The organism is Streptomyces sp. NPDC014991 (assembly GCF_043080665.1).
Lineage (GTDB): Bacteria > Actinomycetota > Actinomycetes > Streptomycetales > Streptomycetaceae > Streptomyces.
The window spans coordinates 787205-809725 of record NZ_JBIBVY010000001.1; the positions used below are offsets into that span (position 1 = coordinate 787205).

Below are 22521 nucleotides of genomic sequence, written 5' to 3' on the forward strand. Positions count from 1 at the left end.
AAGCTGGGCGGCTGGAAAGGCAGGTGTCGACACCCATGGCAGGAACCGCCGGTACGCCGGGCACCCCGCGCGTCCTGCGCGCCATGAACGACCGTGCCGCCCTGGACCTGCTGCTGGAGCACGGGCCGCTGTCGCGCACCCGGATCGGCAAGCTCACCGGCCTGTCCAAGCCCACCGCCTCCCAGCTGCTGGCCCGCCTGGAGGCCGCCGGCCTGGTCCGGCTCACCGGCACCAGCGAGGGCCGGCCGGGCCCCAACGCCCAGCTGTACGCGATCGACCCGGCCGCCGCGTACGCCGCCGGGCTCGACGTCACCCCGCACCGCATCCGCGCCGCCGTCGCCGACATCACCGGCCGCACGGTCGGCGAGTACCGGCTGCCCACCCCCGGCCGGCGGCCCGCCCAGCCCGTCGTCCGGCAGGTCGGCGAAGCACTGGACGGTGCCGTCAAGGCCGCCGGTCTCGCCCGGTCCGACGTGCACCGGCTGGTCATCGGCACCCCCGGCGCCTTCGACCCGGGCACCGGCCGCCTGCGCTACGCCTCCCACCTGCCCGGCTGGCACTCCCCCACCCTCCTCGAGGAACTCGCGGCGGCACTGCCGATGCCGGTCGAGTACGAGAACGACGTCAACCTCGCCGCCATCGCCGAGCAACGCCTCGGCGCGGCCCGCGGCCACGCGGACTTCGTACTGCTGTGGAACCAGGAGGGGCTCGGCGCCGCCCTGGTCCTCGGCGGCCGGCTGCACCGCGGCTGGACCGGCGGCGCCGGTGAGGTCGGCTTCCTGCCGGTGCCGGGCACCCCCCTGGTCCGGCAGGTCACGAAGGCCAACAGCGGCGGCTACCAGGAGTTGGCCGGCTCCCAGGCCGTACCGAGACTGGCCCGCGAACTCGGCATCGAGGACGTGCCGCCGGGGCCGTACGCCGAGGCCGCCACCGCGCTCGTCGCCCGCGCCGCCGACCACGCCGGCGGCCCCCACCGGGAACTGCTGCGGGCCTACGCGACCCGGCTGGCCACCGGTCTCGCCTCGCTCGTCTCCGTCCTCGACCCCGAACTCGTCGTCCTCAGCGGCTCCGCCCTGACGGCCGGCGGCGAGGTGCTGCGCGCCCTCGTCCAGGCCGAGCTGGAGGAACTGGCCGCGGCCCGGCCCCGGCTGGTCGTCGGTGACGTCCGCGAACACCCCGTACTGCGCGGCGCGCTGGAGTCCGCGCTCGCCGCCACCCGCGACGAGGTCTTCGACACCTCGCGCTGAGCCCACCGCACCCCGGTAGCACTCCCCTTCCGCCCACCCGCCCTGGGAGATCCCGCCATGCCCGACGTCATACCCTCAGCTGTCCGAAAGACGGCTTTTGCCCTGACCGCGTCGCTGGCCCTGCTCACCACCGCCTGTACCGGCCAGTCCGGCTCGGGTGCCACGGACGACGCCTCGGCTAACACGACGATCAACTTCTGGCACGCCTGGAGCGCGCCGAACGAGGTGAAGGCCGTCCGGTCACTGGTCGCCGGCTTCGAGAAGGCGCACCCCAACATCCACGTGAACGTCGTCGGCAACATGACCGACGACAAGATCAACCAGGCGCTGCGCTCCGGCGGTGGCAACGCCCCGGACGTGATCTCCTCGTTCACCACCAACAACGTGGGCAAGTTCTGTTCCTCCGGCGCCCTGGTGAACCTGGACCCCTTCTTCGAGAAGTCCCGGATCGACCCGCGGACGACGTTCCCGAAGCCGATGAACGAGTACACGAGCTTCGAGGGCAACCGCTGCACGGTCCCGCTGCTCGGAGACGCCTACGGGCTCTACTACAACAAGACGGCGTTCCGGAAGGCGGGCATCACGGCACCGCCCCGCACCTGGTCGCAGTTCACGGCCGACGCGAAGAAGCTGACCTTCCCCGACGGCGACGGCTACAAACAGCTCGGGTTCATGCCGGACTACCACGGCTGGGAGTCCACCACCGAGCACTACCTCGCCCAGTTCTCGCCGACGTACTTCGACCGGAACGGCAAGTCGAACATCGCCAAGGACCCGGCCTTCCGGCAGGGGTTCACGCTCCAGAGGCAACTCGTCGACGAACTCGGCGGATTCCACAGGCTGGAGCGGTTCCGGGCCACCCTCGGCGACGAGTGGGGCGCCCGGCACCCCTTCCACACCGGCCAGGTCGCCATGCAGCTCGACGGCGAGTGGCGGCTCGGCATGGCCAAGGAGGCCAAGCCCGGCTTCGAGATCGGCGTGGCACCGCTGCCCGTCCCGGACGACCGGGCCGGCGAGTACGGCAAGGGCTACATCACCGGCACCATCGCGGGCATCGCCGCCACCAGCCACAAGCAGAACGCGGCCTGGGAGCTGGTGAAGTACATGACCACGGACACCGACGCGGTGGTCGGCTTCGCCAACGCCATCCACAACGTGCCCTCCACGCTGGCCGCGCTGAAGTCCCCGAAGCTGAAGTACGACCCGCGTTTCAAGACGTTCCTGGACATCGCCGCCAACCCGCACTCCACCACCACGCCTGCCTCCCTCAACGGCGGGGTGTACCTGGTGACGATCCAGCAGTTCGGCTACGACTACGAGAGCGGCAAGGCCACCGATCTGCCGGCCGGGCTGCGGAAGACGGCCGCGCAGATCGACACGGACATCGCGCAGGCCCGGTGATGAGCACCGTCACCCTCGCGGCCAGGCGCCGGCGCTCGGCCCTGCGCACGCTCGCCTTCATGTCGCCGTGGCTCGTCGGCTTCGCGGTCTTCTTCGCCTACCCGCTGCTCTCCACGGTCTACTTCTCCTTCATGCACTACGACGGCTTCCAGCCGCCGCGGTGGACCGGCGGGAAGAACTGGGCGTACGTCTTCGCGCACTACCCGCTGTTCTGGCCCGCCCTGCGCAACACGCTGTGGCTCGTCGCCGTCATGGTGAGCCTCCGGGTGCTCTTCGGACTCGGCGTCGGCCTGCTCATCACGAAGATCAAGACCGGTACCGGCGTCTTCCGCACCCTGTTCTACCTGCCCTACCTGGCCCCGCCGGTCGCGGCGACCATGGCCTTCGCGTTCCTCCTCAACCCCGGCACGGGCCCCGTCGACTCCCTCCTGGAGAAGACCGGCATCCCGGCCCCGGGCTGGTTCAGCGACCCCGCCTGGTCCAAGCCCGCCCTGACCCTGCTGGCCCTGTGGGGCATCGGCGACCTGATGGTCATCTTCATGGCCGCGCTGCTGGACGTGCCGGCCGAGCAGTACGAGGCGGCGGAACTGGACGGCGCCTCGGCGTGGCAGCGGTTCCGGTACGTCACCCTGCCGAACATCTCGCCGATCGTGATGTTCGCCGTCGTCACCGGCGTGATCCAGGCCATGCAGTACTACACCCAGCCACTGGTCGCCGGGAAGGTCGCCTCCGGCGTGATCCAGGGCGCGGGCACCCAGTTCGAGCCCGGTTACCCCGACAAGTCCACCCTCACCCTCCCCCAGCTCGTCTACAACCTCGGCTTCCAGCGCTTCGACTACGGCTCGGCCTGCGCGGTGGCGCTGGTGCTGTTCGCCCTGTCGACGGCGTTCACCGCGCTGCTGATGCGGCGCCGGGGCGGCCTGATCCAGGCAGGTGACTGACCATGACCCACGTACTGGACCAGCCGGCGCGGCCGGCGCCGTCCGTCTCCGCGGCCGGGCGCGCCGCCCGCCGCAGGACGCTGCTGGAGTGGATCGCGGTCCATTGCCTCGGCGTCGCCGTCGCGCTGTTCTTCACCCTGCCGTTCGTGTTCGTGCTGCTGACCTCGCTGATGAGCGACAGCCAGGCACTGAGCCGGGACCTGGTCCCGCACACCTGGGAGTGGGGCAACTACCGGAAGGTCCTCGACACCCCCGGCTTCCTCACCTGGTGGCGCAACACGCTGCTCTACGCCGGCCTCGGCACCGTCCTGACCGTCGTGTCCTCGGTGCCGGTGGCGTACGCGCTCGCCAAGTTCCGCTTCCGGGGCCGCAACCTGTCACTCATGCTGGTGATCTCGATGATGATGCTGCCCCCGCAGGTGGTCGTCATCCCGATGTACCTGTTCTGGGCGAAGCAGCTGGACCTGTCCGGCACGCTGTGGCCGCTGATCGTCCCGATGGCGTTCGGGGACGCGTTCTCCGTCTTCCTGCTGCGCCAGTTCCTGATGACCATCCCGAACGAGTACCTGGACGCGGCGAAGGTCGACGGCTGCGGCGACCTGCGCACCCTCGTGCGGGTGGTCCTGCCCATGGCCAGACCGGGCATCGCCGCCGTGGCCCTCTTCCAGTTCTTCTACGCCTGGAACGACTACTTCGGCCCGCAGATCTACGCGTCGGAGAACCCCGGCGCCTGGACCCTGTCCTACGGCCTGGAGTCCTTCAAGGGCGCCCACCACACCGACTGGAACCTCACCATGGCGGCGACCGTGCTGGTCATGGCCCCCGTGATCCTCGTGTTCTTCTTCGCCCAGAAAGCGTTCGTCGAGGGCGTCACCCTCACCGGAGTAAAGGGTTGATCTGGCTGTGAAACTCACCGTGGTCGGCGGCGGCTCGACCTACACGCCCGAACTCGTCGACGGCTTCGCCCGCCTGCGCGACACCCTGCCGCTGGAGGAACTCGTCCTCGTGGACCCGGCCGCGGACCGGCTGGAGCTGGTCGGCGGCCTCGCCCGGCGCATCTTCGCCCGACAGGGCCACCCCGGCCGCGTCGTCACCACGTCCGACCTGGACGCGGGGATCGACGGCGCCGACGCGGTGCTGCTGCAACTGCGCGTCGGCGGCCAGGCGGCCCGGCAGCAGGACGAGACCTGGCCGCTGGAGTGCGGCTGCGTCGGCCAGGAGACGACCGGCGCCGGTGGCCTGGCGAAGGCCCTGCGCACCGTCCCCGTCGTGCTCGACATCGCCGAGCGGGTCCGCACGGCCAACCCCCGCGCCTGGATCGTCGACTTCACCAACCCGGTCGGCATCGTCACCCGCGCCCTGCTCCGGGAGGGCCACCGGGCGGTCGGCCTGTGCAACGTGGCGATCGGCTTGCAGCGCAAGTTCGCCGGGCTGCTGGGCGTGTCCCCGGCGGAGCTCCACCTCGGCCACGTCGGACTCAACCACCTCACCTGGGAGACCGGCGTACGGCTGGGCGGCCCCGACGGCGACGACGTCCTGCCCGGGCTCCTGGCCGAGCACGGCGAGGCGATCGCCGCGGACCTCCGCCTCCCCCGCCCGCTCCTGGACCGCCTCGGCGTCGTCCCCTCGTACTACCTGCGCTACTACTACGCGCACGACGAGGTCGTCCGGGAGCTCGCCACCAAGCCCTCCCGGGCCGCCGAAGTGGCCGCCATGGAGGCCGAGCTGCTGACGATGTACGGCGACCCGGCCCTGGACGAGAAGCCGGCCCTGCTCGCCGAGCGCGGCGGCGCCTACTACTCGGAGGCCGCCGTGGACCTGGCCGCGGCCCTGCTGGGGAACGAGGCGGGCGGCGGCAGCCCCTACCAGGTGGTGAACACCCTCAACCGGGGCACGCTGCCCTTCCTCCCCGACGACGCGGTGATCGAGGTCCAGGCGGCGGTCGGCCCGGCGGGCCCGGTCCCGCTTCCGGTACCCGGCCTGGACCCGCTGTTCTCGGGCCTGGTCGCCAACGTGACGGCGTACGAGGAGCTGGCCCTGGACGCGGCGCTGCGCGGCGGCCGGGACCGCGTCTTCCGCGCGTTGCTGGCGCATCCCCTGATCGCCCAGTACGCGTACGCCGAGACCCTCACCGACCGTCTCATCGCACACAACCGGGAGCATCTGGCGTGGGCCTGACCGCAGCCGAGCCGCCGACGGTCCTCGCCGTCGACGCGGGCAACAGCAAGACCGACGTGGCCGTGGTCACCGCCGCCGGCGAGGTCCTGGCCACGGCCCGCGGCGGCGGCTTCCGCCCGCCCGCCGTGGGGGTGACCGCGGCGCTGGACGCGCTGGCACAGCCGGTGACCCGGGCGTTCGCGGACGCCGGGGTGACCTCCGTGACCCATGTGTCGGCCTGCCTGGCCAACGCCGACCTCCCGGTGGAGGAGGAGCGCCTCGCGGCCGCGCTGCGCGCACGGGCGTGGGGCACGTCGGTGGAGGTCCGCAACGACACCTTCGCGGTGCTGCGCGCGGGCGTCGCCGAACCCCGTGGCGTGGCGGTCGTCTGCGGCGCGGGCATCAACTGCGTGGGCATGCGCCCTGACGGCCGCACCGCCCGCTTCCCGGCCATCGGCCGTATCTCCGGCGACTGGGGCGGCGGCTGGGGCCTGGCCGAGGAGGCGCTGTGGCACGCGGCCCGGGCGGAGGACGGGCGCGGCGAGCCGACCGCCCTGTCCCGCACCCTGCCCGCGCACTTCGGCCTGCCGACCATGTACGCGCTCATCGAGGCCCTGCACCTGGGGCACGTCGCGCACGGCCGCCGCCACGAACTGACCCCGGTCCTCTTCGCCACGGCCGCGGCCGGCGACCCGGTGGCCGGCACGCTCGTCACCCGGCTCGCCGAGGAGGTCACGGTGATGGCGACGGTCGCCCTGACCCGGCTCGGCCTGCTGGCCGAGGAGACCCCGGTCGTGCTGGGCGGCAGCGTCCTCACGGCCGGCCACGCCCGGCTGGACGACGCGATCCGTGCGCTGCTGGCCGCCCGCGCCCCCAAGGCCACCGTCCGTGTCGTCACGGCCGGCCCGGTCCTGGGCGCGGCCCTGCTGGGCCTGGACCGGCTCGGGGCCGGGGCCGAGGCCGGAGCCCGGGCACGCGGACACTGGGAGAGCGCGACACGGTGACCACCCCGCGGGGTGCCGGCCGGCACCCCGGGGGGAACCGATCCCCCGTCACCGGCGTGTTCCTCACCGGGGGGTGGTGCGCCCGGCGGCACACGCCCCCGGGCACACTGCGATCCGATCAAGATCCCGTGAAGGCCGGTGCGGATGCCGGTGCCGACGGTGATACTGGCGGCGAACGGATGACCACGGGGGAGGTCGAGTGACACAACCGCCGAAGAGCAGCGCGGTGCCACCGCCGGCCCGGCCCGCCGGCGCGACCCGCCTTTCCGGCGCCCCGGGTACCCCTGGTCCTCCCGGCCTTCCCGGCACCCCCAGCGCTCCAGGCACCCCCGGTGTTCCCGGCCTCCCCGCCCAGGCCGGCCGGCCCGGGGGGCCCGTGGCCGTCGTCCCGCCCGTGCCGCCCACCCGGCGGACCGCGTTCGCCGAGGGGGCCGAGCGACTGCGGGCCGCCGCGACGACCGAGCCCGGGCGGCTGCGGGTCCTCGGCGCCGTACTCGCGCTGCTGGTCCTCGCGTTCGGGGCGGTCACCGCCTGGCAGACCAGTGCCCGGTCCGCCGCCGCCGACGACGTACTGCACCGCAGCCAGCCGCTGAGCGCGGGCGCCGCCGGGATCTACCGGTCGCTCGCGGACGCCAACACGGCCGCCTCCACCGGGTACCTGGCCGGCGGGCAGGAGACCCCGGACTCCCGGGACCGGTACGAGAAGGACATCCGGACCGCCGCCGCCGGACTCGTCACCGCCGCCGCCAACGCCGAACCCGGCTCGGCCTCCGAGGCGACCATCGCCCGGCTGAACCAGCTGCTGCCGGAGTACAAGGGCCTGATCGAACGGGCCCGGACGTACAACCGGCAGGGCTACCCGGTCGGCGGCGCCTATCTGCGCTACGCCAACGAGAAGATGCAGAAGCAGATGCTCCCGGCCGCGGAGGATCTGTACTCGACGGAGAACCGGCGGCTCACCGGCGACTACGGGGACGCGACACCGTACCCGTGGGCGGCGATCGCGCTCGGTGTGCTCGCCCTCGCCGCGCTCGGCCGGGCCCAGCACCGCATGTACCGGCGCACCAACCGCGTCCTCAACCACGGCCTGGTGGCCGCCAGTGCCGCGACCACCGTCGCCCTGCTGTGGCTGGTCGTCGGGCACGCGTTCGCCCGGTCGGGGCTCGACGACTCCTACGAGCACGGCATCCGGTCCCTCAACGTCCTGCACGACGCCCGGATCGCGTCCCTGAAGGCACGCGGGAACGAGAACCTGAGCCTGGTGTCGCGCGGCGCCGAGACCGTCACGGTCGGCGGCACCTCCTACGACGCCTACTACCACGACTTCGACAAGGACATGGCCGTGCTCGGCAAGGGACTGACCGAGGCCGCGAGGCTCGCCGACGACCGGGAGGGCACCGACCCGGTCAAGGCGGCGGAGACCGACATGGCGGTGTGGAAGCAGCGCCACGCCGCGGCGCGTGCCGAGGACGAGCACGGCAACTACCAGCAGGCGCTCGACAAGGTCATCGGCGCGAAGGGCGCGACCGGCGAGTGCTTCGACGGCGTGGACCGCAGCCTCGTCCGCGCCATCGGCCACGAACAGGCCGAGTTCCGGCAGGCGGCCGGTGACGGCCGCGACGCCATGACCGGGCTGCCGGCCGGCGCGGCGGTCCTCGCGGTGCTGGGCGCGGCCGGTGCCGTCGCCGGCATCGGGCGCCGGCTCTCGGAGTACCGGTGACAGGGGGCGGAGCGATGGACGCGAGCCGTGCACGGGCCTCGCTGCGGGGCTGGGGCGGGGTCGCCGCCATGGCGGTGCTGTGCGCGCTGGCGCTGGCGTTCGTCCTGCTGCTGCCGTGCACCCAGAAGCCGGTGCCGGAGCAGGCCGGCCGGCGGACCGTCACCGCCGCCCAGGCCCGCGCCGACGGCTGCGAGGACACGGACGCCCACCGGCGCACCCTCGCCCCGTCCGGCGGCGACGGACCGGTGATCGACGCCATCAAGGCCCGTACGGGCGCCCGGCGCAAGCTGATCGTCGGCGTCGACCAGAACAGCTACCGCTGGGGTTACCGCAACCCCAACACCGAGGGCGCGGAGCTGGAGGGCTTCGACATCGATCTCGTCCACCGGATCGCCCAGGACATCCTCGGCGACCCGGAAGCCGTGCAGTTCAAGGCCATCCCGACCAGCCAGCGCATCCCCGCCATCGAGAACGGGCGGGTGGACATGGTCGTACGGACCATGACGATCACCTGCGACCGGCTCGCCCATGTCGCGTTCTCCGCGCCCTACTTCAAGACCGGGCAGCAGGTCCTCGCCCCCAAGTCGTCGGCGGTCACCGGATACGACGGATCGCTGGCGCACAAGAAGGTCTGCACGTCCGCGGGTTCGACCGCGCACACCAAGCTGGACGCCGACCGGAGGACCGGCCGGCTGCCCGCCTCCACCGACATCTCCACCACCGTCCCCAGCCAGCTCGACTGCCTGGTCCGGCTCCAGCTCGGCGAGGTGGACGCGGTGGTGACCGACGGTGCGCTCGCCGCGAGCCAGGCGGCCCAGGACCCGACCGTGGCGCTGAAGGGTCAGGCGTTCACCGAGGAGTACTACGGCGTGGCGATGCGCAAGGACGCCACCGACCTGGTACGCCGGGTCAACCGCGTCCTGGTGGACTACCGCGCGAACGGCTGGCAGGCGTCGTACGACAAGTGGCTGTCGGCGACACTGGGTAGGGATCCTGCCGCGTCGGAACCGCCCGTGCCGGAGTACCTGCACGGTGGCTGAGCCGCACCCGACCGGAAGACACAGCGAGCGAGAGGTGATCGATGGGCGTCACGGACCCCGCCGGGCCGGTGATGGACCGGGACGAGGTGGACCGTGCGCTGGCGCGGCTCGGCCAGGAGCACGAGGCGATCGAGACCTCACTGCTGGCCCTCCAGGACCACGCGGGCCGCAGACTCCTCGAAGGGGCCGCCCTGACCGGTGTCACCGAAGAGCGCTGGCAGGTCACGGAGGCCCGGATCACCTCGCTGTGGGCGTGCTTCGACGCGTACACGGCCGCGCTGCGCGGCGCCCGGCAGATCCGCGCCCGGCGCCGCTGGTCCAGTCGCGAGGACCTGGTGCAGCTGACCGGGCTGCTGCGCGGTGAGTCCGTGACCGTCCCCGACAGCGGCACCGGCAGGCTGAGCGAGACGTTCACGCTGTCCGCGCTGGTGGACCGGATGAACGAGCTGTACGCGACGAGCCTGGACGTGATCGTCGCCGCCGACGCGGTCTGGTCGGCGCTGCCCGCGCGGATCGACCTGCTCGCCGAGGAGCTCCGGCGCACCCGGCAGCTCGCGCACTCCGTGGGCGTGCGCCCCGGCGAACATCCGGCCGGCGACGACCTGGAGCGGATCACGCGCACGCTGACGCGGCTGCGCGAGGACGTCGTCTCGGACCCGCTCGCCTTCTGGGTGCCGGCCGCGGGCAGTTCGGCACCCGGCGGCGGCCGTCCGGACACCGCGGTGTACGACCGTGAGGCGCGCGCCCTGGAGGACGTACGGCGGGAGATCGACGCGGTGCTGACCGTACGTCAGGACGCGGAGACACGGCTGATCCGGCTGCGGGACGTGCTCTCGCGCGCGGACCGCACCCTCGCCGAGGCCCGTGCCGCGCGCGGCGAGGTGCTGGCGAAGATCGCCGCGACCGAGGTGCCGGTGGTCAGCGGGCCGCCGACCGCGCTCCACGAACAGCTGACCACCGCGGCCGAGTACCGCAGGCAGGCCCGCTGGCACCGGCTCTCCCCGCTGCTGGAGGACCTGGAACGCAAGGCGGAGGACGAACTGGTGCGCGCCCGCGAGTCCCTGACCGCGGTGACCGCGCCGCTCGCGGTCCGCGCCGAGCTGCGCGGCCGGCTCGACGCCTACCGGGCCAAGGTCGCCCGGCACGGACTCGCGGAGGACCCGCTGCTGGTCGAGCGGTACGACGCGGCCCGCCGCATGCTGTGGAGCGCGCCCTGCGACCTGCGCGTCGCCGAACAGGCCGTCCTGCGCTACCAGCAGGCGGCGGCCGAGATGCTGGGCAGCGCGAGCGCGCCGGAGGACCGTAGGGGGGACCAGTCATGAGTCAGCCGGGGCAGACCTGCCAGCGGCCGGACTGCGGGGGCGCGTACGAGGACGTCGGCGACGGCGAACTGTACTGCGACACCTGTGGTCTCGCGCCGGTCGTCTCCGCGACCGGGGCGGTCGGCTCGCCGCCCACCGGGGTCACCAGGGGGTCGGCGCGGAGCGGCGGTTCCGGCAGCGCGCGTACGTCGTCCCAGTCCTCCAGGTCCCGGCGCTCGGTGTCCGGGCGGCTCTCCCGGTCCCTGTCGGGCGCGTCCGCCGGCCGTTCCGTGTCGGTGCGCAGCTCCGGTTCGTCGTCCGGTCCGTCCACGCGCGGGCGGCTGGGCGCGGGACTGGTCGCCGTGCCGCAGGTGCCGCGGCCGGACCCGCGCGCGATGGTGCTGGACAACCCGGAGGTGCCGGAGCGCAAGCGGTTCTGTTCCCGCTCGGACTGCGGGGCCCCGGTGGGCCGGGCCCGGGGGGAGCGGCCGGGCCGCACGGAGGGTTTCTGCACCAAGTGCGGGCACCCGTACTCCTTCGTGCCCAAGCTGAGGGCCGGGGACATCGTGCACGGCCAGTACGAGGTCGCCGGCTGCCTCGCGCACGGCGGACTCGGCTGGGTCTACCTCGCCGTGGACCGGGCCGTCTCCGACCGCTGGGTGGTGCTCAAGGGCCTGCTCGACACAGGTGACCAGGACGCGATGGCCGCGGCGATCTCCGAACGGCGGTTCCTCGCGGAGATCGAGCACGCCAACATCGTGCGGATCTACAACTTCGTGGAGCACCTGGACCAGCGCACCGGCTCCCTCGACGGCTACATCGTCATGGAGTACGTCGGCGGCAGGTCCCTGAAGGAGATCGCCAACGCCCGCCGCGCCCCCGACGGCCGACGCGACCCGCTGCCGGTGGAGCAGGCGTGCGCGTACGGCATCGAGGCGCTGGAGGCGCTCGGCCATCTGCACAGCCGCAACCTGCTGTACTGCGACTTCAAGGTCGACAACGCCATCCAGACCGAGGACCAGCTCAAGCTGATCGACATGGGCGCGGTGCGCAGGATGGACGACGACGAGTCGGCCATCTACGGCACGGTCGGCTACCAGGCTCCGGAGGTCGCCGAGGCCGGCCCGTCGGTGGCCAGCGACCTGTACACGGTGGGCCGTACGCTCGCCGTGCTGACCTTCGACTTCCAGGGCTACACGAACGTCTACGCGGACTGTCTGCCCGACCCCGGCAGCATCGAGGTCTTCCACCGGTACGAGTCCTTCTACCGGTTCCTGGTCCGCGCCACCGACCTCGATCCGGCCCGCCGGTTCGCCTCCGCGCAGGAGATGGCCGAGCAGCTGACGGGCGTGCTGCGGGAGGTCGTGTCGCTCCAGACCGGACAGGCCCGGCCCGCGCTGTCGACGCTGTTCGGGCCCGAGGTGAAGGTCACGGACACGGAGTTGTTCCCACGGCTGCACGGGGACGTGTCCCTGCTGGGGGCGCGCACGGTACGCGGCCGGAAGCGGGGTGGTGGCCCCGCGGCCGCGCCGGCCTCGGCTCCGGGAGGCGCGGCTCCGGCGGCAGCGGCTCGGACGACTCCGGCTCCGGCTCCGGCTCCGGCTGTAGCGGTGCAGGTGGTAGCGGCTCCGGTTCCGGTCCCGGGTCCGGCTGCCGCGGTGCCGACTCCCGGGCCGCCGGTTTCCGGCGTGCCGGCTTCCGTCCCGGCGGTCCTGGTCAGGCCCGTCGACACGCCCGCCGCCGCCCTGGCCCTGCCGGTGCCGCTGGTCGACCCCACCGACCCCGACGCCGGCTTCCTGGCGGGCCTCATGGCCTCCGCGCCGGCCGAGCTGATCGGCGCCCTGGCCGCGGCGCCCACCCGGTCCGTCGAGACCCGGCTGCGGCAGATCCGCGCCCGCCTGGAGAGCGGCGACCACCGGGCCGCGCTGACCGGCCTGGCCGAGCTGGACGAGGAACGGCCCGACGACTGGCGGGTGGTCTGGTACCGGGGCGTCGCCGCCCTGGCCACCGGCGACTTCGAGGGCGCCGCGCCCGCCTTCGACGCGATCTACGACGCCTTCCCCGGCGAGGCCGCGCCCAAGCTGGCGCTCGGCCTGTGCGCCGAGGTGCTGGGCCAGCCGGACAACGCGGCCGAGTACTACCGCCTGGTGTGGGCGACCGACCCGAGCTTCGTGAGTGCCGCGTTCGGCCTCGCCCGGGTGCGGCTCGCGGCCGGGGACCGGCGCGGTGCCGTGACCACGCTGGAGTCGGTTCCGGAGTCGTCCATCCACTACACGGCCGCCCGGGTCGCCGCCGTCCGGGCACGCCTGAGACAGCGCACGGCGAGCGCCGGTGACGTACCGTTCCTGGACGACCTGACGGCCGCCGCCGGGCAGGTCGAGGCGCTCCAGGTGTACGGTCTGGACCCGGCCCGGCGCGAGCAGTTGACGGCGGAGGTGCTCGGCTGCGCCCTGGACTGGGTACTCTCCGGGGGCCAGGACACCGGCCCCGCCGCCGGCGGCCGGGTGCTGCTGGGCAGCGGTCTGGACGAGCGGGGCCTGCGCTTCGGCCTGGAGCGCGCCTACCGCACGCTGGCCCGGCTGGCGCCCGGTGGCGAGGAAAGGATCGAGCTGGTGGAACGGGCCAACCGTTACCGCCCCCGGACGTGGGTGTAGTCGATGTCGCAGATGCCCCAGCAGGCCGCACTGCCGAAGTGCCCGAACTGCGCGGAGCCCGTCGAGCGGGGTGACCTGTTCTGCGGAGCGTGCGGGTACGACCTCTCGGTGGTGCCCGCTCCCCCGCAGGACCAGCCGACCCTCACCATGACGGGTCCCGGCGCGCCCGGCGACGGCGTGGACTGGCCGGCCCCCGAACCGCCGGGCTCCGCCGGCACCGCGGCCGGCGTGCACCTGCCGGCCGACCTGCCCGGCACCGACTCGGGTGGCACACCCCTGTCCGGGCACGAGTCCGACGCCGAGCGGTCCACCGGCTCCGGGGTGCGGTTCGACCGGCCGGCGGAGCCCGACGAGTACCCGCTCCAGGCACCGGACCCGCGGCTGTCCGCCGGTCCCGGCGCCCCGGCCGGCCCGGCGACGATGTGCGTGGCCTGCCGGACGGGCCGGGTGGACGACGACGGCTACTGCGAGAACTGCGGACACGCCCAGCCCCGCGAACGCGACCACATGGAGCGGGAGTCCGGCCCGGTCGCCGCCGTCAGCGACCGCGGGCTGCGCCACCACCGCAACGAGGACGCCTTCGCCGTCGGCCACACCACCTTGCCGGACGGCACCCCGGCGGCGCTGGCGGTCGTCTGCGACGGCGTGTCCTCCGCGACCCGCCCCGACGACGCGTCCCTGGCCGCCTCCCGGGCGGCCGGTGACATCCTGCTGGCCGCGCTGCCGCGCGGCACCCATCCGCAGCAGGCGATGCACGAGGCGATCGTCGCCGCCGCGCAGGCGGTCAACGCGCTCGCCGAGGAACCCGCCACGGCCCGCGAGCACTCCCCGCACCAGAACGCGCCGGCCTGCACGATCGTCGGCGCGGTGGTCACCTCCGGGCTGCTGGTCGTCGGCTGGGTCGGTGACAGCCGGGCCTACTGGGTGCCCGCCGACCGCGGCGCGCCGCCCGCCCGGCTGACCGAGGACGACTCCTGGGCCGCGCAGATGGTCGCCGCCGGCCTGATGAGCGAGGCCGAGGCGTACGCCGACGAGCGTGCCCACGCGATCACCGGCTGGCTCGGCGCGGACGCCTACGAACTCGACCCGCACACCGCGTCGTTCAAGCCGGACCGGCCCGGAACCGTCGTGGTGTGCACCGACGGATTGTGGAACTACGCCGAGTCGGCGGAGGAACTGTCCGAGATCGTGCCCTCGGACGCGGCGGTCCGTCCGCTGCACAGCGCCCAGGTGCTGGTAGGCCACGCCCTGGACGGCGGGGGCCACGACAACGTAACAGTGGCCGTGCTCCCGTTCCCGGCGCGTCCCCAGGGGGCAGGATCGGCCTGAGGCCGGAACGGGGAGGCCTCGGCGGACCGGAGGGGACCGGTCCGCTCATCTGCGTCGCCTCGCCTCCGCGAGGTGTCCGAGGGGGATGTGAACCAGCATGGCCAGTCTCGCGAAGCCGAACGTGCCGCAGTTCTCGGTGGACGTCTACCAGAACGAGTACCTGCCCGAGGGCGGCAGTGAGGTCAACGCCGTCGTCACGGTGACGGCGACCGGCGGCGGCACCGTCACCGCACCCGTCCACGCACCGGGGCACCGGCCGTCCGCCGCCGTGGCGGTCATGGTCGACTGCTCGGGTTCCATGGACCACCCGTCGGCCAAGCTGCGCAACGCGCGGGACGCCACGGCCGCCGCGATCGACACCCTGCGCGACGGCACGCACTTCGCGGTGATCGGCGGCACCCACGTCGCCAGGGAGGTCTACCCGGGCGGCGGACGCCTCGCCGTCGCCGACGCCGTCACCCGCGAGCAGGCCAAGCAGGCGCTGCGCCGGCTGAGCGCGGGCGGCGGTACGGCCATCGGCACCTGGCTGCGGCTCGCCGACCGCCTGCTGTCCTCGGTGGACGTCGCCATCCGGCACGGCATCCTGCTCACCGACGGCCGCAACGAGCACGAGTCGGCGGACGATCTGCGGGCCACGCTGGAGGCGTGCGCCGGACGGTTCACCTGTGACGCGCGGGGCGTGGGCACCGACTGGGAAGTGAAAGACGTCACAGGAATCGCCTCCGCGCTGCTCGGCACCGCCGACATCGTCGCCGACCCGGCCGGCCTGGCCGCCGACTTCACGCGGATGATGGAGACGGCGATGGGCAAGGAGGTCGCCGACGTCGCCCTGCGGGTGTGGACACCGGTCGGCGCGGCCATCCGGTTCGTCAAGCAAGTCGCCCCCGTCGTCGAGGACTTGACCGGCCGCCGCATCGAGTCCGGTCCGCGCGCCGGGGACTACCCCACCGGGTCCTGGGGCGACGAGTCCCGCGACTACCACGTGTGCGTGGCGGTCCCGCCGGCCGGGATCGGGCAGGAGATGCTCGCCGCACGGGTCTCCCTGGTCGCCCCACAACCGGACGGAACGGTACAGAACCTCGGCGCGCAGGGGCTCGTCCGGGCCGTGTGGACGGACGACATGACGGCCTCCACCTCGATCAACCCCCAAGTCGCCCACTACACCGGGCAGGCGGAACTGGCACACGTCATCCAGAAAGGCCTCGACCTTCGTAAAATAGGCGATTTCGACGGAGCAACGGCCAAACTGGGGCGCGCCGTTCAGCTCGCGAGCGCCTCGGGGAACGCGGATACTGCGAAACTGCTTGCGAAGGTGGTGGACGTGGTCGACGCCGCGACAGGTACTGTGCGGTTGAAGACGAGGGTCGCGGAGGCGGACGAGATGACTCTGGAGACCCGGTCCACGAAGACTGTCCGTGTGAAGAAGTGACTCCTGGAAGCGATTGCAGCGATCCAGACGGACCCTCAGGAGAAGGGGAAGCACCGACATGCCGACCTGCCCGAACGGACACCAGTCGGGTTCCGACGACTGGTGCGAGGTCTGCGGTCACCGCATGGCCGGTGCCGTACCTCCGCCCCCTCCGCCGCCGCCCGCCGGTGGCTACGGCTTCCCGCCGCCCGCCGGCCCGGGCGGTCCCGGCGGCCGGACCGGCGCCGGACGCCCGTACCCGTCCGCCGGGTCCGCCCCGGAGCTGGAGCTGTGCCCGCAGTGCCGTACGCCCCGCGAGGGCGGTGCGCCGTTCTGCGAGGAGTGCCGGTGGAACTTCCTGACCAACACGGCGACCTCGTACACCCCGGCCGCGCCGCGCTCGCCGCAGCCGCGGTTCCAGCCGCCGAGCGCGACGTACGGCGGCGGTGACGGGTACGAGTACCAGGGCTCCCGGCCCTCGCAGATGAACCGGCCCGCCGAGCCGATCCCGTCCTTCACCAGCGAGCCGTCGGGTCCGACGCCGTTCGCCGGCGAACGGCGCCCCGCCGGCCCGCCGACCACCCCCGGCCCTTCGGGCTCGCCCCCCTTCGGCCCCGGCAGCCAGCGCCGTCCCGGCCCCCCGCCACCCTTCCCCGGCACCCCCGGCACCCCCGGCACGGCCCAGGGCCGGCCCGGCCAGTCCGGCTTCGGCGGCGGCCAGGGTCAGGGTCAGGGTCCGCAGGGTCCCGGTGGCCCGTCCGGGTTCGGCGGCGGCCAGGATCAGGGTCCGCAGGGCCCCGGCGGCCCGTCGGGGTACGGCGGCAACCAGGGTCAGGGCCCCGGCGGGCCCTCCGGCTTCGGGCGCGCCCAGGATCAGGGCCCCGGCTCCGGCGGGCCCTCCGGCTTCGGCGGCGGCCAGAGCCACGGTCAGGGGCAGGGCCAGGGTCCCGGCGGCCCGTCCGGCTTCGGGGGCGGTCAGGGTCAGGGTTCAGGTGGCGCCCCGCAGGCGTTCCAGCAGGCCGGCGCCCCGGCTCCGCCCGCGTTCCCACGCGAGGGCGGCCGGAACCGGACCGGTGACGACGACTGGGTGCTGTCCCCGCCGTCGTCCTCCGGCCCGTCCGGCCCCGGCCAGGGCCCCGGCGGCCAGGGCGGCGGCTACGGCTATCCGCAGCCCGGCGCCACCCAGGCCCCCCACGGGCCCGGCGGTTTCCCGCAGGCGCCGCACGCACCGCAGCCGGCCACCTGGACCGCGACCATAGGCCCGGACCGCGAGTACTTCATGGCGATGATGCAGCGCTCCGGCCCCGAGGCCGCGGGCCTGAACCTGCCCGCGTACTCGCCGGAACAGCAGCGCACGCTCACCGGCAACCAGGTCACCATCGGCCGCCGCCGGCACTCCACCGGCGACACCCCCGACATCGACCTGTCGGTGCCGCCGGAGGACCCGGGCGTCTCGCATCAGCACGCCGTGCTGGTGCAGCAGCCGGACGGCAGCTGGGCGGTGGTCGACCAGAACTCGACGAACGGCACCACGGTCAACATGTCGGAGGAGCCGATCCAGCCGTTCGTGCCGGTCCCGCTCCAGGACGGCGACCGGGTGCACGTGGGCGCCTGGACGTCGATCACCGTCCGCCGGGGCTGAGGACGGTCACCGTCCGCCGGGGCTGAGGACGGTCACCGTCCGCCGGGGCTGAGGACGATCACGGCAGGGGCCAGAGGTACGGCCCCTCCGGGTCGTCCAGCCACGCCCAGGCGCGCCCGCCGCCGACCGTGACGCCGTACCGTCCGCGGTCCGGCCTGCCCTCGCGCTCCCACAGCGCGTACGCCTCCCGCGGATCGAGGGTGCCCCGGGTCAGCCAGAGCAGGAAGCGGAACGGTTCCTCCGTGCGGGCCCGGCCCGGCAGTCCGGCGAGGGACACGTCCTCGGACTCCGCCCGGCCCTCACCGCGCAGCGGTACGAAGAAGGCGGCCGTGGTCAGGAAGCGGCCCTCGGCGTGTTCCGGGCCGTGCACCGTGAGGGCCAGCAGCCCGGTGGCCAGCGGGGTGAGGACGCGGGCGCCGGGGCGGCACTGGGCGAGCCAGGCGCGCGGCACGGTCGGCAGCTCGCAGGTGGCGATGATGCGGTCGAAGGGAGCGCGTTCGGGTACCCCGCGGGCGCCGTCGCCGGTCACCACGACCGGGTGGAAACCGGCTGCCGCGAGGTGCTGCCGGGCCGACTCGGTGATCTCCGGCTCCAGGTCGATGGTGGTGACGAGGCCGTCGTCGCCGAGCCGGTGGGCGAGCAGGGCCGCGTTGTAACCGGTACCGGCGCCCACCTCCAGGACCCGGTCGCCGTCCCCGACGCGCAGCGCGACCAGCATCCGTGCCATCAGCGAGGGCTGGCTGCTGGACGAGAGCAGCTCGCCGTCGCGCAGGCGGGTGGCGAGCGGGGCGTCCGCGTAGGCGCCGCGCACCCAGCGTCTCCGGGCCTGCCGATCGTTGCTCTCGCCCCAGCGGCGCTCGTAGCCGCCCGGCCCGGCGACGTAGTAGTACGGCACGAACAGGTGCCGGGGAACCTCCGCGAACGCCTCCCGCCACACCGGGTCCCCGGCCCAGGCCCCGTCGGCGTCGATCGCCCGCACCAGCGCGGCCCGCGCCGCGGCGGCGAGGCCCTCGGTCTCCGTGTCGTAGGCGCCCATGTCTCCACATTAGGGTGCGGCGACCGGAGCCGGTCCTACGCCTTCGGTCCTCTCACCGGGTCTGAGACGATGGACGGGTACTGCAATTCCCGGGGACGTCCCCGGACCCCCGGCCGAACAAGCCCAGGGGCGGACCGGCACACAGATGTGAGGCAATCCAACGTGACCGAGATTCGGCGCGGCACGCTTCAGGAGCAGACCTTCTACGAGCAGGTCGGCGGCGAGGACACCTTCCGCCGGCTCGTCCACCGTTTCTACCAGGGAGTCGCCGGGGACCCGGACCTGCGGCCGATGTACCCGGAGGAGGACCTGGGTCCGGCGGAGGAGCGGCTGGCCCTGTTCCTGATGCAGTACTGGGGCGGCCCCACGACGTACAGCGAGAACCGCGGCCACCCCCGGCTGCGGATGCGGCACGCCCCGTTCACCGTGGACCGTGCGGCGCACGACGCCTGGCTGCGGCACATGCGGGCGGCCGTCGACGAGCTGGGCCTGTCCGAGGAGCACGAGCGGACGCTGTGGAACTACCTGACGTACGCCGCCGCGTCGATGGTGAACACCCCCGACTGACCGCACCGCACCCCGGACCGGCCCGCCGGCGCCGGGTGCAGGCCCACGCGCGGCTCAGCGCACGCTGAGCCCGTAGGACTCCAGTCCGCTCTGCCGGACGGCGACGGACCCGTAGGGGGTGCGCAGCCGGAGCCACGTCCCCGAGGAGTACACCCCGGTGTCCCCGGGCTCGGTCCCCGGCCGCAGGAAGCCGAGGGACTGGGCCGCGTGCACGGCCCGTACCGGCAGCCGGGTGCCGTCGATCCACCGGGACCAGATGTCCCGCCCGATCCGGTCCAGCTCCGCGCGGGTACGCCCCTGCGGCCCCAGCTCCTCGGTACGCGAGCGGAATTCGGCCACCGCGGCGGCGACCGTGGCGCGCAGCACGTCCGGCGCGGGCAGCCCCGGCTCGGGCCGCCAGCCGGACCGTGGCGGCAGCACACCGGCCCACGGCGGCCCCGTGACGGCGCCCGGGACGGCAGCGGTGGCCGCCCGCTCGTCCACGGACTCCAGGAACTCACCGGCGGAGACGGTCACGTCGAGAGCGGCGTCGAGCCCGTGCTCGTACGGCTTGGCCAGCCGCACCGCGCGGACCGCCAGTACCTCGAAGGACGGCGGCCGGCCGAAGACGGCGAGCGCCGTGCCGGCCGCCTGGAGACGCACCGCTGCTCCACGGTCGTAGCGGAGCAGCCGGGAGAGGAAGGCCGCGAGGTCCGCGGCCTCCGTCTCGTCGGCCAGGTGGAGCGCCGTCATGCGGCGACGGCCTCGCCCTCGGTCTCGGCGTCCTCGGCCGCGTCCATGTACTCCCGCAGGAACTCGCGCTCCTCCGCGGTGATCCGCCGCGGACGCTGGCCCTCGAAGTCGAACGGGACGATGACCGTCGAGGCCCGTACGTACACGAGGTCACCGTCCTTCACCTCGTAGGAGAGGGTGAAGGACGCGGCCCTGATCTCGGTGATCCACAGCTCGATGTCGACCGGCTCGTGCCGGTGGACGAGCTGTCGTTTGTAGTCGATCTCGTGGCGCGCCACCACGGACCCCTGCTTGAAGTCCTTGTCCGGGCGGAACAGGAAGTCGATACGCGCCTCCTCCAGGTAGCGGAGGAAGACCACGTTGTTGACGTGGCCGTACGCGTCCATGTCCGCCCAGCGCAGCGGGCAGCGGTAGATGTGGCGCAAGACCGATCAGCCCCGGGTCAGCTTCTTGTAGGTGGCACGGTGCGGACGGGCGGCGTCGGCACCGAGTCGCTCGATCTTGTTCTTCTCGTAGGACTCGAAGTTGCCCTCGAACCAGAACCACTTGGACTCGCCCTCGTAGGCGAGGATGTGCGTGGCGACCCGGTCCAGGAACCACCGGTCGTGGGAGACGACGACGGCGCAGCCCGGGAACTCGAGCAGCGCGTTCTCCAGGCTGGAGAGCGTCTCCACGTCCAGGTCGTTGGTCGGCTCGTCGAGGAGCAGCAGGTTGCCGCCCTGCTTGAGGGTGAGCGCGAGGTTCAGCCGGTTGCGCTCACCGCCGGAGAGCACCCCGGCCGGCTTCTGCTGGTCCGGCCCCTTGAACCCGAAGGCCGAGACGTACGCGCGCGAGGGCATCTCGACCTGGCCGACGTTGATGTAGTCCAGCTCGTCGGAGACGACGGCCCACAGCGTCTTCTTGGGGTCGATGTTGGCGCGGCTCTGGTCGACGTAGGAAATCTTGACGGTGTCGCCGACCTTGATGGAGCCGGCGTCCGGCTCCTCGAAGCCCTGGATCATCTTGAACAGGGTCGTCTTGCCGGCACCGTTCGGTCCGATGACCCCGACGATCCCGTTGCGCGGCAGCGTGAAGGACAGATCGTCGATGAGGACCTTGTCGCCGAAGGCCTTGCTGAGGTTGTTCACCTCGACGACGACGTTGCCCAGGCGCGGGCCCGGCGGGATCTGGATCTCCTCGAAGTCCAGCTTCCGCATCTTGTCGGCCTCGGCGGCCATCTCCTCGTACCGGGCCAGACGGGCCTTGGACTTGGCCTGCCGCCCCTTGGCGTTGGAGCGGACCCACTCCAGCTCGTCCTTGAGGCGCTTCTGCCGCTTGGCGTCCTTCTGCCCCTCGACCTTCAGTCGGGTGGCCTTGGTCTCCAGGTACTTGGAGTAGTTGCCCTCGTAGCCGTGCAGCCGGCCGCGGTCGACCTCGCAGATCCAGCCGGCGACGTTGTCCAGGAAGTACCGGTCGTGGGTCACGGCCACGACGGTGCCCGGGTACTTGGCGAGGTGCTGCTCCAGCCAGTTCACCGACTCGGCGTCGAGGTGGTTGGTGGGCTCGTCGAGGAGCAAAAGGTCGGGCTGCTCCAGCAGCAGCTTGCAGAGTGCGACGCGACGCTTCTCACCACCGGAGAGGTTGACCACGGGCCAGTCGCCGGGCGGGCAGCCCAGGGCGTCCATGGCCTGCTCCAGCTGGGCGTCGAGGTCCCAGGCGTTCGCGTGGTCCAGCTCCTCCTGGAGCTTGCCCATCTCGTCGAGCAGCGCGTCGGAGTAGTCGGTCGCCATGAGCTCGGCGATCTCGTTGAACCGGTCGAGCTTGCCCTTGACCTCGGCGACACCCTCCTGGACGTTCTCCAGGACGGTCTTCTCCTCGTTCAGCGTGGGCTCCTGGAGCAGGATGCCGACGGTGTAGCCGGGCGACAGGAACGCGTCACCGTTCGACGGCTGCTCGAGGCCCGCCATGATCTTCAGCACGGTCGACTTACCGGCGCCGTTCGGACCGACGACGCCGATCTTCGCCCCCGGCAGGAAGCTCAGGGTGACGTCGTCGAGGATCACCTTGTCGCCGTGCGCTTTGCGCGCCTTGCGCATGGTGTAAATGAACTCAGCCAAGAGAAACCGTCCGGCAGCTTGAAACTGGCAGTGGGCAGATACACCCCATCTTGCCTGACCGCCACCCCTGGGGGGAAACCCGTCGGGGCGGGGGTCGCCGAGCTGGGGGTTCGCCGCTGCGTGCTGCGGCTTGCCTGTCACTGCCGGTCACTGCCGGTCATCGGTCACCGCCGTCGGCCTCGGGCAACCTCAGGCGCCTCGCACGGCCCGGGGACGGCCCAGCGGTGGGGCCACCGCTTCCCTGCG

General features: G+C 73.1%; 18 protein-coding genes. 14 read left to right on the plus strand and 4 right to left on the minus strand.

The genetic code is table 11. From position 1 onward, the window contains the following. The first annotated feature begins 35 nt into the window (after nucleotides 1–35). From ACF1BE_RS03545 to ACF1BE_RS03605, 13 genes are all read left to right on the plus strand, one after another. Nucleotides 36–1247, plus strand: coding sequence for an ROK family protein (locus ACF1BE_RS03545; RefSeq protein ID WP_392197294.1), 1212 nt, complete (start codon nucleotides 36–38; stop codon nucleotides 1245–1247). A 57-nt stretch (nucleotides 1248–1304) separates the two neighbouring features. Further along, nucleotides 1305–2648, plus strand: coding sequence for an ABC transporter substrate-binding protein (locus ACF1BE_RS03550; RefSeq protein WP_392197295.1), 1344 nt, complete (start codon nucleotides 1305–1307; stop codon nucleotides 2646–2648). After that, a complete protein-coding gene (locus ACF1BE_RS03555; RefSeq protein WP_392197296.1) occupies nucleotides 2648–3589 on the plus strand; it encodes a carbohydrate ABC transporter permease in 942 nt (313 codons plus the stop codon). Before ACF1BE_RS03550 ends, ACF1BE_RS03555 begins: the two co-directional genes overlap by 1 nt. A 2-nt stretch (nucleotides 3590–3591) precedes the next feature. Beyond that, complete coding sequence (locus ACF1BE_RS03560) at nucleotides 3592–4485, plus strand: carbohydrate ABC transporter permease (protein WP_392197297.1); 894 nt, start codon at nucleotides 3592–3594, stop codon at nucleotides 4483–4485. A gap of 7 nt (nucleotides 4486–4492) precedes the next feature. Then, nucleotides 4493–5767: a 6-phospho-beta-glucosidase gene (locus ACF1BE_RS03565; RefSeq protein WP_392197298.1), complete on the plus strand. Its 1275-nt coding sequence runs from the start codon at nucleotides 4493–4495 to the stop codon at nucleotides 5765–5767. Continuing rightward, the gene (locus tag ACF1BE_RS03570) at nucleotides 5758–6750 is read left to right on the plus strand and encodes an N-acetylglucosamine kinase (protein WP_392197299.1); all 993 of its coding nucleotides are present in this window, start codon (nucleotides 5758–5760) and stop codon (nucleotides 6748–6750) included. The genes ACF1BE_RS03565 and ACF1BE_RS03570 overlap by 10 nt, the downstream gene beginning before the upstream one ends. A gap of 376 nt (nucleotides 6751–7126) precedes the next feature. Beyond that, nucleotides 7127–8470 (plus strand): hypothetical protein, encoded by a 1344-nt coding sequence (locus tag ACF1BE_RS03575; protein ID WP_392197300.1) that lies wholly within the window; start codon nucleotides 7127–7129, stop codon nucleotides 8468–8470. Between the two features lie 14 nt (nucleotides 8471–8484). Continuing rightward, entirely contained in the window at nucleotides 8485–9510 is a 1026-nt protein-coding gene (locus ACF1BE_RS03580; RefSeq protein WP_392197301.1) for a glutamate ABC transporter substrate-binding protein, read from the plus strand. A gap of 41 nt (nucleotides 9511–9551) precedes the next feature. Further along, nucleotides 9552–10832, plus strand: a complete 1281-nt coding sequence (locus ACF1BE_RS03585) for a hypothetical protein (RefSeq protein WP_392197302.1) — start codon at nucleotides 9552–9554, stop codon at nucleotides 10830–10832. Beyond that, nucleotides 10829–13465: a tetratricopeptide repeat protein gene (locus tag ACF1BE_RS03590; protein WP_392197303.1), complete on the plus strand. Its 2637-nt coding sequence runs from the start codon at nucleotides 10829–10831 to the stop codon at nucleotides 13463–13465. Before ACF1BE_RS03585 ends, ACF1BE_RS03590 begins: the two co-directional genes overlap by 4 nt. A 3-nt stretch (nucleotides 13466–13468) precedes the next feature. Continuing rightward, nucleotides 13469–14794, plus strand: coding sequence for a PP2C family serine/threonine-protein phosphatase (locus ACF1BE_RS03595; protein WP_392197304.1), 1326 nt, complete (start codon nucleotides 13469–13471; stop codon nucleotides 14792–14794). A gap of 97 nt (nucleotides 14795–14891) precedes the next feature. Continuing rightward, entirely contained in the window at nucleotides 14892–16223 is a 1332-nt protein-coding gene (locus ACF1BE_RS03600; protein WP_392197305.1) for a VWA domain-containing protein, read from the plus strand. A gap of 58 nt (nucleotides 16224–16281) precedes the next feature. After that, a complete protein-coding gene (locus tag ACF1BE_RS03605; RefSeq protein ID WP_392197306.1) occupies nucleotides 16282–17844 on the plus strand; it encodes an FHA domain-containing protein in 1563 nt (520 codons plus the stop codon). 58 nt (nucleotides 17845–17902) lie between these two features. Here the strand turns inward: ACF1BE_RS03605 and ACF1BE_RS03610 are convergent, their stop codons facing one another. After that, the gene (locus tag ACF1BE_RS03610; protein WP_392197307.1) at nucleotides 17903–18880 is read right to left on the minus strand and encodes a methyltransferase domain-containing protein; all 978 of its coding nucleotides are present in this window, start codon (nucleotides 18878–18880) and stop codon (nucleotides 17903–17905) included. 162 nt (nucleotides 18881–19042) lie between these two features. On the opposite strand from ACF1BE_RS03610, the gene ACF1BE_RS03615 reads away from it, so the two are divergent. Further along, entirely contained in the window at nucleotides 19043–19447 is a 405-nt protein-coding gene (locus ACF1BE_RS03615; protein WP_392197308.1) for a globin, read from the plus strand. Between the two features lie 54 nt (nucleotides 19448–19501). Here ACF1BE_RS03615 and ACF1BE_RS03620 read toward each other — a convergent pair whose 3' ends face one another. The 3 genes from ACF1BE_RS03620 to ettA are packed head-to-tail and all read right to left on the minus strand — an operon-like array spanning nucleotide 19502 to nucleotide 22275. Continuing rightward, entirely contained in the window at nucleotides 19502–20179 is a 678-nt protein-coding gene (locus tag ACF1BE_RS03620) for a hypothetical protein (protein WP_392197309.1), read from the minus strand. Then, a complete protein-coding gene (locus tag ACF1BE_RS03625; RefSeq protein ID WP_392197310.1) occupies nucleotides 20176–20604 on the minus strand; it encodes an acyl-CoA thioesterase in 429 nt (142 codons plus the stop codon). Before ACF1BE_RS03625 ends, ACF1BE_RS03620 begins: the two co-directional genes overlap by 4 nt. A 6-nt stretch (nucleotides 20605–20610) precedes the next feature. Beyond that, the gene (gene ettA, locus ACF1BE_RS03630) at nucleotides 20611–22275 is read right to left on the minus strand and encodes an energy-dependent translational throttle protein EttA (RefSeq protein ID WP_392197311.1); all 1665 of its coding nucleotides are present in this window, start codon (nucleotides 22273–22275) and stop codon (nucleotides 20611–20613) included. Nucleotides 22276–22521 lie beyond the last annotated feature (246 nt).

Bases quoted from the DNA above. Each gene is read 5' to 3' on its own strand.
- ACF1BE_RS03620 (WP_392197309.1), bottom strand. From the start codon at position 20,179: ATGACGGCGCTCCACCTGGCCGACGAGACGGAGGCCGCGGACCTCGCG.
- ACF1BE_RS03585 (WP_392197302.1), top strand. From the start codon at position 9,552: ATGGGCGTCACGGACCCCGCCGGGCCGGTGATGGACCGGGACGAGGTG.
- ACF1BE_RS03545 (WP_392197294.1), top strand. From the start codon at position 36: ATGGCAGGAACCGCCGGTACGCCGGGCACCCCGCGCGTCCTGCGCGCC.
- ACF1BE_RS03595 (WP_392197304.1), top strand. From the start codon at position 13,469: ATGTCGCAGATGCCCCAGCAGGCCGCACTGCCGAAGTGCCCGAACTGC.
- ACF1BE_RS03580 (WP_392197301.1), top strand. From the start codon at position 8,485: ATGGACGCGAGCCGTGCACGGGCCTCGCTGCGGGGCTGGGGCGGGGTC.
- ACF1BE_RS03590 (WP_392197303.1), top strand. From the start codon at position 10,829: ATGAGTCAGCCGGGGCAGACCTGCCAGCGGCCGGACTGCGGGGGCGCG.
- ACF1BE_RS03610 (WP_392197307.1), bottom strand. From the start codon at position 18,880: ATGGGCGCCTACGACACGGAGACCGAGGGCCTCGCCGCCGCGGCGCGG.
- ACF1BE_RS03600 (WP_392197305.1), top strand. From the start codon at position 14,892: ATGGCCAGTCTCGCGAAGCCGAACGTGCCGCAGTTCTCGGTGGACGTC.
- ACF1BE_RS03560 (WP_392197297.1), top strand. From the start codon at position 3,592: ATGACCCACGTACTGGACCAGCCGGCGCGGCCGGCGCCGTCCGTCTCC.
- ACF1BE_RS03550 (WP_392197295.1), top strand. From the start codon at position 1,305: ATGCCCGACGTCATACCCTCAGCTGTCCGAAAGACGGCTTTTGCCCTG.
- ACF1BE_RS03555 (WP_392197296.1), top strand. From the start codon at position 2,648: ATGAGCACCGTCACCCTCGCGGCCAGGCGCCGGCGCTCGGCCCTGCGC.
- ACF1BE_RS03605 (WP_392197306.1), top strand. From the start codon at position 16,282: ATGCCGACCTGCCCGAACGGACACCAGTCGGGTTCCGACGACTGGTGC.